Below are 13,185 nucleotides of genomic sequence, written 5' to 3'. Positions count from 1 at the left end.
GACGGTGGGCACAGCGGCATTGGAAATGGAGCTCGATCACGATACCGGCGGCCTCGAAGGACTGGTCCTGGCTGGCCGCCACGAAGGCAAGATGCTTGGCGCGATGGGGCTGGTGGAATTGCAGCACCTCTACCGCGAACTCTCCGGTGATCCGGAGAGCCGGCAGTTGCTAGAGACGTATCTTGACGGCAGATTTCCCGTCTGGCGCAAAAACACTGAGACGAACGGTGGCGAAGGGCTGGGTGTTGCGCCAGGTCCGGGCGCCATGACTAAGGAGGAGGCCTACAAGGTCCTTGGTCTTGAAGCGGGGGCCGCCGCGGCGGATGTCCGCCAGGCGCACCGCCGCCTGATGCAGCGCCTGCACCCCGATGTCGGCGGCACGTCTTTCCTGGCGGCGCGGATTAACGAAGCCAAGGACGTCTTGCTCTCCAATCACAACTAGTCTCCTTCGACGCAGAATTTTTCCGGGAGATGATTTCCACGCCGTCCTACTGCTGGACGGCGTAGCACTCGATGTTCTTCTTCTTCAAAGCGGTGCAGGCCTTCCAGGCGGCGGTCTTCGAACCGAAGCCGCCGAAGCGGGCGCGATAGTAGGTGACGCCGTCCTTGTCGAAGGCGACGGTGAAGCCGGAGGCGTCGGCCAGCACCTTGGGCGCCTGCTTGGTGGTCTTGTCGAGGAAGGCCTGTGCCTCGGACTGCTTTGGCGACGAGGCGACCTGAATGGCCCAGCCTGACGGCACCGACGCCGTGTTGACCGGGTCGACGGCCGCTGGCGTTGGCTCGGCATAGGCAGCGACGACCTGGGCCGTCGCGACCTGGGGAGCTGAAACGATGACGGTCTTGACCTTTCTGGTCTTGACGACGGGGGCTGCTTCTTCGGCCTGCGGGGTATCGTCTTCCGCGACCGTGGCGTCCTCGGCGACGGTGGCGTCGTCCTGCGCCACAACAGGCTTGTCATCGGGCGTCGGAGCGTCATGCTTGGGCAGGAGAACCTGGGCGAGGGCGGTGACCGGGTTGTTGCCGCCGGCCTTGGCCACCAGATCGCCACCGCCGCGAGTCGATGCCCTCGGCAGATAGGTGTTGATCAAGCTGGCCATCTGATTGTCGCGGCTGCGGCCGGAACTGCCGCCCATGACCACGCCGACGATGCGGCGATTGCCGTCGGAAACCGACGAGACGAGGTTGAAGCCGGAGGCGCGGGTGTAGCCCGTCTTGATGCCGTCGACACCCTTGATGCGTCCGAGCAGGCGATTGTGACCGTTGATGCGCTGACGCCCGTAGAGGAAGGAGCGCTGCGAGAAATAGCCGTAATATTGCGGAAAATGCTCGCGCAGCGCGATGCCGAGCGTCGCCATATCGCGCGCGGTGGTGAACTGGCCAGGGTCTGGCAGGCCATTGGCGTTGCGGAACACGGTGCCGTTCATGCCCAGCGCACGCGCCTTGGCGGTCATCATGCGGGCAAAAGTGGTTTCATTGCCGCCGAGCATTTCGCCGAGCGCGGTGGCCGAGTCGTTCGCCGACTTGGTGACGATCGACAGGATCGCGGTCTCGACCGTGACCGAACCGCCCGGCTTCACGCCAAGTTTCGTCGGCGCCTCGGCTGAGGCCTTGGCGGAAAACACCACTGGCGTATTCCTGCTGATCTTGCCCTTCGCCATCGCTTCGAAGGTCAGGTACAGCGTCATCATCTTGGTCAGCGAAGCTGGATAGCGCCTGCCGTTGGCATCTGCGGAGTAAAGCACCTTGCCAGTCTTGGCATCCACGACGATGGCCGCCTGCTTGGCCGCCAGCGACGAGGCAACGTCTCCAAAAACGAATGTCATCGCCAAGGCGATGATCATCATCGTTTTGAGAGGGGAGGTGGATTTGGAAACGATGCCCAACAACGCCTTACGCACTGGTACTTCCCTTGGATTTCTTCGTTGCGTTGGAGGCGGCAAAGGGTCCTGCCTCGCTTCCGGCCAAGCTACCGGCGCAGCGTTACCAATCCGTTTATGGTAACCGCCGCGTTCACCATTTTCTTCGTGCTTGAAGCTCTCTTTATTCGATTTTTAGCCATTGGCTGCGCAGGCGGGTCCGCAAGCCCGCGAAATCTTGACTTTTGTGCGGCGCACAATATATTATCTTGCATTGCACAAGGGCGCCCCGAAGAAGGACGCCTCAACCGTCAAGGGAATCGTGAAATGACCCAGACCTATGAGGACTTCAGCAAATACGGCAAAGAGTTCGCCGACACCGGATTGAAGAGCTTCGCGTCGCTCTCCAAGGGCGCACAGGCGATTGCCACCGAGGCTGGTGAATACACCAAGAAGAGTTTTGAAACCGGCAGCGCCACTGTGGAGAAGCTGTTTTCAGCCAAGTCGCTGGAAAAGGCCATCGAGATCCAGTCGGACTATGCCAAGCAGTCCTATGAGGCTTTCGTCGCCGAGGCCACCAAGATTGGCGATCTCTATGCCGAACTCGCCAAGGAAGCCTACAAGCCATTCGAATCGATCGTTGCCAAGGCGAAGTAATTTCGCCCGGGCGAACTGATTTCGCCTGACGTGACCCAGATTCAGCCTTTTGACCCGAGAAAAAGCCCGGCCGTGGAAACGTGGCCGGGCTTTTTCGTGTCAATTTCCGTTCCAGAGCCTCGCGCCCCTTCACGATTGCGAAAATCGTCCAAGTTTGGTGACCTAGCCATATTGTCAGCTAACCAGAAGGGCTTAAAATCGTACATCGAACACCTACATGTCGAACTCGCATGGGGAATCGAAAGAGGCAGGAATACGTGACGATCGGTTTGACTGCCACGAGACGCGTGGTGCGAATGCAAGACGGCGACGGTAACGGCAATGGGGCCGGCCGTGGGACGGCCGTTATCACGCGCACCAAAACCAAGACCAAGAAGCCCAGCCTTTATCGGGTCCTCATCCTCAACGACGACTACACTCCGATGGAGTTCGTGGTTCACGTGCTGGAGCGTTTTTTCCAGAAGGATCGCGAAGCCGCCACACGCATCATGCTTCATGTTCACAATCATGGAGTGGGCGAGTGCGGGGTCTATACATTCGAGGTGGCCGAGACCAAAGTGTCCCAGGTCATGGATTTCGCCCGACAGAATCAGCATCCGCTGCAATGCGTGATGGAGAAGAAGTGAGGTAACATGCCGGCTTTCTCCCAAGGCCTGGAAAAGGCGCTTCACCAGGCGCTGACGCTCGCCAATGAGCGGCACCATGAATATGCAACCCTAGAACATCTGCTGCTCGCGCTCATCGACGATACCGAGGCGGCCGCCGTCATGCGCGCCTGCAATGTCGATCTCGATGAGCTCAAGCATACGGTTCTCACCTATATCGACACCGAGCTGGACAACCTCGTCACCGGCTACGACGAGGACTCCAAGCCGACGGCCGGTTTCCAGCGCGTCATCCAGCGCGCGGTGATCCATGTGCAGTCTTCTGGCCGCGAGGAAGTGTCGGGCGCCAACGTGCTCGTCGCTATCTTCGCCGAGCGCGAGAGCCATGCCGCTTATTTCCTGCAGGAACAGCAGATGACCCGCTACGATGCGGTCAACTACATCTCGCACGGCATTGCCAAGCGTCCGGGCGCGTCGGAGACACGCTCGCCGCGCGGCGCCGACGACGAGCAGGGCGGCCAGAACGGCGCCGAGCCGCAAGAGGAAGGCGGCAAGAAGAAGCAGCAGCAGGACGCGCTGACGGCTTATTGCGTCAACCTCAACAACAAGGCCAAGGCCGGCAAGATCGATCCGCTGATCGGCCGCGAGTCCGAGATCAACCGCACCATCCAGGTGCTGTGCCGCCGCTCCAAGAACAACCCGCTCTATGTCGGTGACCCCGGCGTCGGCAAGACGGCGATCGCCGAGGGCCTGGCCAAGCGCATCGTCGAGGGCGACGTTCCCGAAGTGCTGCACAATGCAACCATCTTCGCGCTCGACATGGGCACGCTGCTCGCCGGCACGCGCTATCGCGGTGATTTCGAGGAACGGCTGAAGCAGGTCGTCAAGGAGCTCGAGGATTATCCTGGCGCCGTGCTGTTCATCGACGAGATCCACACGGTGATCGGGGCAGGGGCGACTTCAGGCGGCGCCATGGATGCGTCCAACCTGTTGAAGCCGGCGCTGTCGTCGGGTGCGATCCGCTGCATCGGCTCGACCACCTACAAGGAATTCCGCCAGTTCTTCGAGAAGGACCGTGCCTTGGTGCGGCGCTTCCAGAAGATCGACGTCAACGAGCCGACCATCGAGGACGCGATCGAGATCATGAAGGGCCTCAAGCCCTATTATGAGGAGTTCCACAAGGTGAAGTTCACCAACGAGGCGATCAAGGCCTCGGTGGAGCTGTCGGCACGCTACATCAACGACCGCAAGCTGCCGGACAAGGCGATCGACGTGATCGACGAGACCGGCGCCTCGCAGATGCTGGTGCCGGAAGCCAAGCGCAAGAAGACTATCGGCATCAAGGAGATCGAGGCGACGATCGCCACCATGGCCCGCATCCCGCCGAAGACGGTTTCGGCCGACGACGAGAAGGTGCTGCAGGGCCTCGATATCGAGCTGAAGCGAGTCGTCTATGGCCAGGACACTGCGATCACCGCACTGACCTCGGCGATCAAGCTGGCGCGTGCCGGCCTGCGCGAACCGGAGAAGCCGATCGGCTCCTACCTGTTCTCCGGCCCGACCGGCGTCGGCAAGACCGAAGTGGCCAAGCAGTTGGCAGCGTCGCTCGGCGTGGAGCTGATCCGCTTCGACATGTCGGAATATATGGAGCGCCACACCGTGTCGCGGCTGATCGGTGCTCCTCCCGGCTATGTCGGCTTCGACCAGGGCGGTCTTCTGACGGACGGCGTCGACCAGCATCCGCATTGCGTGCTGTTGCTGGACGAGGTCGAGAAGGCGCATCCGGACCTGTTCAACATCCTGTTGCAGGTTATGGACCATGGCAAGCTGACCGACCACAACGGCAAGCAGATCGACTTCCGCAATGTGATCCTGATCATGACCACCAATGCGGGCGCGTCGGATGCGCAGCGTGCGGCGATCGGCTTCGGCTCGACCAAGCGCGAAGGCGACGATGTCGAGGCGATCAACCGGCTGTTCACGCCGGAGTTCCGCAACCGTCTCGATGCGATCATCCCGTTCGGCTCGCTGCCGGTGCCGGTCATCCATCAGGTGGTGCAGAAGTTCGTCATGCAGCTCGAGGCCCAGCTTTCCGAGCGTGGCGTCACCTTCGACCTGTCGGCGGACGCGATCGCCTGGCTCGCCGACAAGGGCTATGATGAGCGCATGGGCGCGCGGCCGCTCGGTCGTGTGATCCAGGAGCACATCAAGAAGCCATTGGCCGACGAGGTGCTGTTCGGCAAGCTCAAGAAGGGCGGCACGGTGCGCGTCACCGTCGAGAAGAAGGAAACCGGCGAGACCGGCCTGAAGCTCGAATCGCTGGCCGACGAGGCGCCGGTGAAGCCGAAGAAGGAAGAGCCGGAAGAAACGCCGAAGTCCAGAAAGGCCGTGGTGAAAAAGCCGACGGCCAAGAAGCTGGTGGCGCAGAAGCCCGAAGCCAAGGGCAAGGACGGCGGCAAGCGCAGCCTGGTGCCACAACTGCCCCGAAAGAACTGAACCTTACGAAAGTCAAGAAAGCCCCGGGCACGGGGCTTTTTTATTGGAGCGAGGGTAGGCATAATCGGCCAGATCATCACCCTGAACGGTGCGCCGCGATCGAAAAACAAGCATCGCCAAGGCTGTTCAGGGGTGCTTCGATGGCGTCTGGATCAATCTCGGTGTCGACGTTTGCGATCAGGCCATGCCGCCGCGCTATCGACCCGGGATGGGATTGCGGCCCGGTGGCGCGCCTGTGGCAGGAAGAGGTGCACCGGCCCGGTGTGTACGATCTGGAAGTCGACACGTCGCTCCTGAGCCCTGGGCAATGCGCGGACACGCTCGCAGAGCAGCTTCGGCAAGGACCGTATCCAACAGCGTTTCGGAAATTGTCCAACCCATCCAGCGCCGCCCTTGAGGCGTTTTGACCGGCATGCCGCCGCAGGCGAGTTCGTCCAGATCGGCGAATTTACATCCCGCAAAGGGCCGGCGATTGCATGGTGGAGCTCTCAGCGGCCGCGCTGTCCGACTCGAAACGGGTCAGCAAATATCCGCACGCCTTCCAGATCGCGACCATCAGGGATGCGCCCGCATAGCCATCCACGGCATAGTGCCAGCCAAGCACGACGGCTCCGACCATAATGACGCCCGCGAATAACCACATCACAACACCGGCCAGCCGAGACCGCCGCGTTGCATAGAGAGCGAACAGCACCGCCATCGCAACGTGCAGGGATGGGAAGGCGGATATACCGACGCTGCCGGTAGTTGCGCCGGTGTAGCCACCCCACAGCATATCCTGCGTGTTGAGCGCCCAGATTGGATAGATGCGATCGGCGGTGGCGAGTGCTTGCATGAGGGCGTGAAAGTCGTTGCCGAACCCCAATCGCTCGTAAAAGCAAGGGCCAGCCGACGACAGGCCCATCGCGAGGAAGAAGCCACCCAGCGTCCACACCGTCATGAAGCTCATCAGGAACTGGTGACGCAGCTTCGTATCCTTGCGTGCGATGCACACGGTGAAAACCGCGGTAATGAGCACGACGAACCAGAAATTGTAAGCGATGTTGATGATCTTCAATGCAAGCGGCGACTGGACGATAAACCACAACCATTCGTGCGGGGCTCGACCGAAATGCAGGATGCGGTCGGCCTGAGCCAATGCCTTGTCCCATGCAAACGGAGAGAGGATTGCAATGGCTCCCTTCAACACACCGATCGCGGATATGAAGGCAAGACCCGCACCCAGGCCATTCAGGCTGTTGGCAATGCGTTCGGCGTCGCCAAAGAATCTACCCAGTGACTTCAGGAAGGTGTGCAGCGGTTCGGTATCCCGCTGGACCAGCGCAAGATGGAGAAGCGTCCCAAGTGCAAAGGCTGAGCCGCAAATCCAGAAGGCGATGAAAAGATACTCAGCGTATTCCTCCAGAACGCCGAAATCCGGCATGTTTCCAGTGTGCCACCCGACTGCGCTTGCCAGAAGCAGCGCAGCGGCAGCCATAGCGTGCAGCAGCCGGTGTCGCCAAAAGGCATCCGCCAAGATGCCAAGAAAAGCACGCTCGACAATTGCCCCCGCCAGTGGGGCCGATGCCGCAACCGAATGTTCCATGGTTTTGAAGCCCCACAGCTCGCCACGCGTTAGCATTTTACCGTGAGATGGTTCGATATTTCCTAATCAGACGATTAGAGTTGCAAACGGTTGAGTCGGCACTGGGCACGGCCGGGCATTAGAATCGGCTTCTGGACTGAACGGCGCTTGTTAGTCCGATATTCTCGACCAGGTCCACCACATCATTGGCGGACCTCCCGCTCTCAATTTTTGAGTGCAGTCCGTATCTTTTCGGCGTTCCCGACCAGAATCTCCGGCTTCTCCATCTCGCCCGTGTGCGGCTTCAGCGGGATGCCGTCGAAGCGCGGAATGACATGCACATGCAGATGATAGACGGTCTGCCCCGAGGCCGGCTCATTGAACTGCATGACGGTGACGCCATCGGCGCCGAAGGCCTTTTTCACCGCCAGCGCCACTTTCTGAACGGCGCTCAAGAGATGGCCGAAAATTGACGGATCGGCATCGAGAAGGTTGCGCGACGGCGCTTTCGGCACCACCAGCGTATGGCCGGGCCCCTGCGGCATCACATCCATGAAGGCGATGACCGCGTCATCCTCGTAGACACGGTGCGAGGGAATTTCGCCGCGCAGGATCTTGGCGAAAATGTTGTCGGTATCGTAGGCGGCCTCGGTCATGGCGAACGCTCCGGATTGTGCCTTCGTGTAGCGAAGGCGTCGAAATTCGGCAAGATAATCGTCGCCCCCCAATCGGCCAACCGGGGCTACTCCTCGAGATCCTTGCGGAACGGGGTATGCTCTTCCAGATATTCGCTCATCCGCTCCACCTCCTGCCGTTCGCGCCGAAGATAGTCGGCGACGGCGTTGCGCAGGCCTGGGTGCGCAATGTAGTGCGCGGAATGCATGGTCACCGGCCGGTAGCCGCGCGCCAGCTTGTGCTCGCCCTGCGCTCCCGCCTCGACCACCTTGAGCTTGCGCTCGATGGCGAAGTCGATCGCCTGGTGATAGCAGACCTCGAAATGCAGGAAGGGATGGTCCTCGATGCAGCCCCAGTTGCGGCCATAAAGTGCATCCGAACCGATGAAATTGATCGCGCCGGCGATATAGCGCCCGTTGCGCCTAGCCATCACCAGGAGGATGTCGTCGGCCATGCGCTCGCCGATCATCGAGAAGAATTGACGATTGAGATAGGGCCGGCCCCATTTGCGACTGCCGGTGTCCATGTAGAAGGCGAAGAAATCGTCCCAGGCTTTCTCCGTGAGGTCCTTGCCGGTCAGCCGGTCGATTGAGATGCCTGGGGCAAGCGCTTCGCGCCTTTCCTTTTTCATCGCCTTTCGCTTGCGCGAGGCAAGGGTGGCGAGGAAGTCGTCATAGGTTGAAAAGCCTTCGTTGAAGAAATGGAATTGCTGGTCGGTGCGGTGCAGGAAACCGGCTGCTTCCAGCACCTCCACATCGCTCTCTTGCGCGAAGGTGACATGTGCGGAAGAGACACCGAGCTTTTGCGTCACCGCCTTCAGGCCCGCAGCGAGACCGGCCTTCACCTTGGCACTGTCCTCGCCCCTGGTGACCAGCAGGCGAGGGCCGGTGACCGGGGAGAACGGCACGGCACTTTGCAGTTTGGGATAGTAGCGGCCACCGGCGCGTTCGAACGCATCCGACCAGCCATGGTCGAACACATATTCGCCCTGGCTGTGCGATTTGAGATAACAGGGCACCGCGCCCAGCAATCTGCCCCGCCCATCCTCCAGCCTGAGATGGTGGCCCTGCCAACCAGTGCGGCGCACGGCGCATCCGGAATCCTCAAGGGCGCTCAGGAAAGCGAATGAAACCAAAGGATTGTAGCTGGTTTCTAAATCGCCGCGCGCAGTTCCCGCAAAGCCATTCCATTCATCACAGGTGAAGGCGCCGATGCCGGCGGCGACGCGGATCGAATAGTCCGCATTGGCCGTTTGTCCGTCACCCTCGTCGCCCTGATCCATGAGGCTTATTTAAGCTCCGTCCGGCCTGGTGCAAGTCACGTTTCAGACACTCAGGCGACTTTGACCAGATCGGGTTCGAACCCTTCGAACGTCATCTGATCGGCATATCTGAAGGTCAGGTCGACCGCCGGCTGGTCATGCACCGTCCAGGTGATAACAGGCATTTTCAGCCTTTCACGCACGAAGCTGACAAATGGGTTTGGCAGGTCGCCGGCGGCGTAGGAGGTGAAGGCGATCTCATGCGCCAGCATGGCGAAATGCGCCTCGATCAACCCGACGTCCTTGCCGTAGGCGGTGAGACCCCCTGGGATACCCGGCGCGTCCTTTGGGAAATCGCGGACCAGCCAATGGTCGAACGACATGATCGCCGCCTTGCCCTTGTAGCGCTTGAGCATCTTGCCGACGCTTGCCACCAGGCCTTCGTCATAGCCGGGCGTGCCTTTCAGCTCGACGACCAGTGGCACGCGGCCATCGACCAGGTCGAGCGCTTCCTGCAGCGTCGGCACATGGTCCGCCGTGCCACCGACCCTGAGCGCCGCGAGTTCAGCTGCGGTACGCTGCCAGACGAAACCATCCTGGCCGGTCAGGCGCTTGAGATCGCCGTCATGGATGATGACGGGAACGCGGTCGGACGACAGGTGCACGTCGCATTCGATGGCGTAGCCGCGTTCGGCGGCTGCGGCAAAGGCCGACAGCGTGTTTTCCCAGCGCGTCTTGTTCATGTCGTGGAAGCCGCGGTGGGCAACGGGCCGGGCGGTCAGCCAGGATAGGTCGGTCATATCTGTACCCTGGCTCATGCGACTTCGAAGATGGCTTCGATTTCCACTGCGGCATTAAGCGGCAGGCAGGCCGTGCCGACGGCGGAGCGTGCATGCTTGCCGCGCTCGCCAAGGGCGGCGACCAGGAAATCGGAGGCGCCGTTGGCAACCAGATGCTGCTCGACGAACTCGGGTGACGAGGCGACGAAAACGGTGATCTTCACCAGACGGCTGATCTTCTCGAGGTCGCCGAGTGCTGCCTTGGCCTGCGCCAGGATGTTGATCGCGCAGTATTTTGCCGCGTCCTTGCCGCCTGCCGTGTCGACGTCGCGGCCGAGCAGCCCGCTCGCCTGCAGCTTGCCGTCCTTGAGCGGCAATTGCCCGGCAGTGAACAGCAAATGGCCGGTCCTGCAATAGGGCACGTAGTTGGCGGCGGGCGCGGCGGCGACGGGAAGCGTCACACCCAGATCGCTTAGCCGCTTTTCGATTGTTTCACTCATGGTATTTCCCTATTGCTTGGTGACGCCGCGCCGGCCGGGCCGAAATTGCTATTTTTGCCTCGCTTCCGCCACGACTTTTTTTAAGCTGGACCATCTTTCCCTGCGGCCTGCCATCAGTCGCGACGATCGGAGTACCTCATGCGCGCAACGCGCCTCGCATTCCATGCCGTCCTGTTGTCGGGGATATTCTCGATAGGCCCTGTCTTCGCAGCGCCGGCGCTGCAAGCCCACCGCGCCGTCTACGATCTTACCCTGAAAAAGGCTTCCGATCAGTCCGGCATCACGGGTATATCCGGCCGCATGGTCTATGAGTTCAACGGCTCGGCCTGCGAAGGCTATACGGTGAAATTCCGCTTCGTCACCCAGATCGTCACCGCCGACAACACCAGGTTGACCGACCAGCAGACGACCACTTTCGAGGATGCCGAGGGCAAGACCTTTTCGTTCGTGACAAAGTCCTTCGTCGACCAGAATCTCGACAAGGAGGTCAAGGGCATCGCCACGAAAGAGACCAAGGGCCTCAAGGTCGACATCGACAAGCCTGAAAAGAACAGCGTCGAGCTCGCGACAACCCAATTCCCGACCCAGCATCTGGTCGAACTGATCGGCAAGGCCGAAAAGGGCGAGAATTTTTACGAAACCAACCTGTTCGACGGTTCCGAAGACGCCAACAAGGTGATGACCACCACCGTCGTTGTCGGCAAGAAAACCGATGCCGACAAGGCCGACCCGGAAGCTTCGGCACTGGCAAAGCTCGCCACCGACAAATACTGGCCGGTCGACATCGCCTATTTCGACGACACCAACAAGACCGGCGAAGAGGTTCCGGAATACCGTATCAGCTTCAAGCTGCATGAGAACGGCATCACCCGCGATCTCGTCATGGACTATGGCGACTTCTCGATGACCGGCAAGCTGGTCAACCTGTCGCTGTTCGACCAGACAAAACCTTGTCCCGCCAAATAGTGCCTGTCTAGGCAGCTGATTTGCCACGGCACGGCGTGGTCGTAACGAACGACTTGAACGTGCCGCAATCGTCTCCCAACCTGCTTCCCAGCGTCCAGGCGCGAGGGGGATCAGCTTGAGCAGGATCGATACGTTCGTCGCGCCGCGGCCCAACCCGGCACTGATCAGGGCCATGACATCCGTCAACCGGATCGTCATGCTGCGCGGCATTCCCGGGTTTCGGGATCTGTTGCCGTTCAATCGCCTGGCCGGTCTGCGCGGCGTCTCAAATGTCCGCCATATCGACTTTCCCGACGCTGATCTTGAGCGGCTGAAGGCCAATTGCGGGGCAGGGAAGGCGACCTTCATTACGCCCAATCATCCCGAGTTCTTCACCGACTGGATGATCGACAAGGAAATCGTGTCGCAGGTCAGCCCGCTCACGGCCTCATGGGCGACCAATGGTGTCGTCAACGGCCTTGGCCGGCTGATGCAGAAGTTCTGGCTGGCCAACAATCTGATCGCCCAGATTCCCGGCAACAGCGGGGCAGCGAAGGAACACTCGATCGCCTGGGCCTTGAAAGGCCATGGCGTGCTGCTGCATCCCGAAGGCGGCGTCGGCTGGCATGCCAATGTCGTTGCGCCTTTGCTGCCGGGTGCCGTCGAGATGGGACTGGAGGCCCTCAAGCGCGGTCGGGCCACGGATCCCAATTTCAAGGTCTGGATCGCGCCCGTCGTCTGGAAGCTTGTCTTCACCGGCAACGTCGAAGCGGCACTGGCGAAGGAATGTGCCTATGTCGAGAAAAACCTCAAAATAGAACGCCAGGCGACCGACACGCTGCCGCAGCGCATTCACCATGTCTATTCGACACTGCTGGCCCGCGATGAAGCTGCCAGCGGTATGCCGTTCGCCCAAGGCGCTTCCTATGCCCAGCGTCAGAGGGTTTTGGTCACCGAGCTCAGCCGCCAGCTCGGCAAAAGCATCTCAGCCGACATTGATGTCGCCGACATCACCGAGCTTCTGCGGCGGGCGCGTCGCTGGCAGCGCGAAAACACTGGCGATGCCGAACGGCAAAGGCAGGTCCGCGCGCTCGCCGATAGGGTTCAGAGGCTGCAACGCGTCGGACCCTGGGCCTGCGCCAATCCGCGCATTAGCCAGGAGGAGATCGCCGAACATCTGAAGCGGATCCGCAACGACTATTGTCGGGGCGGGCTGCGCGACACGATGAACCGGTTCGTTCCGCAGCCGGCCGGGCCGCGTTGCGCCCACATCCGGGTGCCGGAGGCACTGGGCTTGCATGAGCATACGGGCTCGATCGACGATGCGGTTGCCGATCTGCACCGTCGCATGCAGGATACAGTCACCAACATCGTCGCCGAGCTTGCAGCCAATGGCGGCTTCATTTTCTATCCCAATCCATTCTATCGTCACTGACATCAGCCGGGCCATGTGGCCGACTGTCGTGACGGATGGAAGGCAGACAGCAAGCTTTATGGCAGCCTATGTCGACGCAGCGATCTGGAACTGGGCCGGCCATCGCTGGTGCCATCTGTTGGCCGACGACACCGACGAGTTGCATCGCTTTGCCGCGCATCTTGGCGTCAAGCGCTCATCCTACCAGGGGCCGCCCAAGACATCGGCGCCGCATTATGACATAACCGGCTTCGAGCGTGACCGTGCGGTGCGGCTCGGCGCCATCGAATGCAGCCGCGAGGAGATCGTCGCGGTCTTCCGGCGGGTGCGGGTGCCGAACGGCAAGATAAAGCGCTGACGGCAGCGCGCGGATCGTCGCACGCCGCACACAGGTCCCGCGGCACTTGCGTTTATCGCGCATCCCCTCTATATG

The 13,185-nt window shown here is 61.0% G+C and carries 13 protein-coding genes and 1 pseudogene; 8 read left to right on the top strand and 6 right to left on the bottom strand.

Features of this window, described 5'->3' with window-relative positions:
• Positions 1 to 442: DnaJ domain-containing protein (locus EN991_RS06865; RefSeq protein WP_164768894.1), on the top strand; the 442-nt coding region annotated here is incomplete at its 5' end.
• A 46-nt stretch (positions 443 to 488) separates the two neighbouring features.
• Here the strand turns inward: EN991_RS06865 and EN991_RS06860 are convergent.
• The gene (locus tag EN991_RS06860; protein WP_013531777.1) at positions 489 to 1,898 is read right to left on the bottom strand and encodes a D-alanyl-D-alanine carboxypeptidase; all 1,410 of its coding nucleotides are present in this window, start codon (positions 1,896 to 1,898) and stop codon (positions 489 to 491) included.
• 285 nt (positions 1,899 to 2,183) lie between these two features.
• Between EN991_RS06860 and EN991_RS06855 the strand changes: the two genes are divergently transcribed.
• From EN991_RS06855 to EN991_RS06840, 4 genes and pseudogenes are all read left to right on the top strand, one after another.
• A complete protein-coding gene (locus EN991_RS06855) occupies positions 2,184 to 2,513 on the top strand; it encodes a phasin family protein (protein ID WP_013531776.1) in 330 nt (109 codons plus the stop codon).
• 296 nt (positions 2,514 to 2,809) lie between these two features.
• Positions 2,810 to 3,139 (top strand): ATP-dependent Clp protease adapter ClpS, encoded by a 330-nt coding sequence (clpS, locus tag EN991_RS06850; protein WP_023812950.1) that lies wholly within the window; start codon positions 2,810 to 2,812, stop codon positions 3,137 to 3,139.
• 6 nt (positions 3,140 to 3,145) lie between these two features.
• Positions 3,146 to 5,614: an ATP-dependent Clp protease ATP-binding subunit ClpA gene (clpA, locus tag EN991_RS06845; protein WP_063172102.1), complete on the top strand. Its 2,469-nt coding sequence runs from the start codon at positions 3,146 to 3,148 to the stop codon at positions 5,612 to 5,614.
• A 60-nt stretch (positions 5,615 to 5,674) separates the two neighbouring features.
• Positions 5,675 to 6,021 (top strand): annotated as a pseudogene (locus EN991_RS06840) (hypothetical protein).
• Positions 6,022 to 6,062: 41 nt separating this feature from the next.
• Here EN991_RS06840 and EN991_RS06835 read toward each other — a convergent pair.
• From EN991_RS06835 to EN991_RS06815, 5 genes are all read right to left on the bottom strand, one after another.
• A complete protein-coding gene (locus tag EN991_RS06835) occupies positions 6,063 to 7,199 on the bottom strand; it encodes a phosphatase PAP2 family protein (RefSeq protein WP_245460910.1) in 1,137 nt (378 codons plus the stop codon).
• A 203-nt stretch (positions 7,200 to 7,402) separates the two neighbouring features.
• Positions 7,403 to 7,834, bottom strand: a complete 432-nt coding sequence (locus EN991_RS06830) for an HIT family protein (RefSeq protein ID WP_013531772.1) — start codon at positions 7,832 to 7,834, stop codon at positions 7,403 to 7,405.
• Between the two features lie 86 nt (positions 7,835 to 7,920).
• Complete coding sequence (locus EN991_RS06825; RefSeq protein ID WP_013531771.1) at positions 7,921 to 9,135, bottom strand: GNAT family N-acetyltransferase; 1,215 nt, start codon at positions 9,133 to 9,135, stop codon at positions 7,921 to 7,923.
• Positions 9,136 to 9,185: 50 nt separating this feature from the next.
• Entirely contained in the window at positions 9,186 to 9,914 is a 729-nt protein-coding gene (locus tag EN991_RS06820; protein WP_024503355.1) for a glycerophosphodiester phosphodiesterase, read from the bottom strand.
• Positions 9,915 to 9,928: 14 nt separating this feature from the next.
• Complete coding sequence (locus EN991_RS06815; RefSeq protein ID WP_127368436.1) at positions 9,929 to 10,393, bottom strand: RidA family protein; 465 nt, start codon at positions 10,391 to 10,393, stop codon at positions 9,929 to 9,931.
• Positions 10,394 to 10,531: 138 nt separating this feature from the next.
• Between EN991_RS06815 and EN991_RS06810 the strand changes: the two genes are divergently transcribed.
• From EN991_RS06810 to EN991_RS06800, 3 genes are all read left to right on the top strand, one after another.
• On the top strand, positions 10,532 to 11,359 hold the full coding sequence (locus tag EN991_RS06810) for a cell envelope integrity EipB family protein (RefSeq protein WP_013531768.1): 828 nt from the start codon (positions 10,532 to 10,534) through the stop codon (positions 11,357 to 11,359).
• 115 nt (positions 11,360 to 11,474) lie between these two features.
• Positions 11,475 to 12,773, top strand: a complete 1,299-nt coding sequence (locus tag EN991_RS06805; protein WP_127368435.1) for a hypothetical protein — start codon at positions 11,475 to 11,477, stop codon at positions 12,771 to 12,773.
• A gap of 58 nt (positions 12,774 to 12,831) precedes the next feature.
• Positions 12,832 to 13,110: a DUF4031 domain-containing protein gene (locus EN991_RS06800; RefSeq protein ID WP_013531766.1), complete on the top strand. Its 279-nt coding sequence runs from the start codon at positions 12,832 to 12,834 to the stop codon at positions 13,108 to 13,110.
• Positions 13,111 to 13,185 lie beyond the last annotated feature (75 nt).

Origin of the sequence: Mesorhizobium sp. M7A.F.Ca.US.005.03.2.1, assembly GCF_003997795.1 — a bacterium.
Taxonomy (GTDB): Bacteria; Pseudomonadota; Alphaproteobacteria; order Rhizobiales; family Rhizobiaceae; genus Mesorhizobium; species Mesorhizobium ciceri.
Note: the sequence above shows the minus strand (reverse complement) of the source record. Positions and strands in the feature narration are given on the sequence as shown.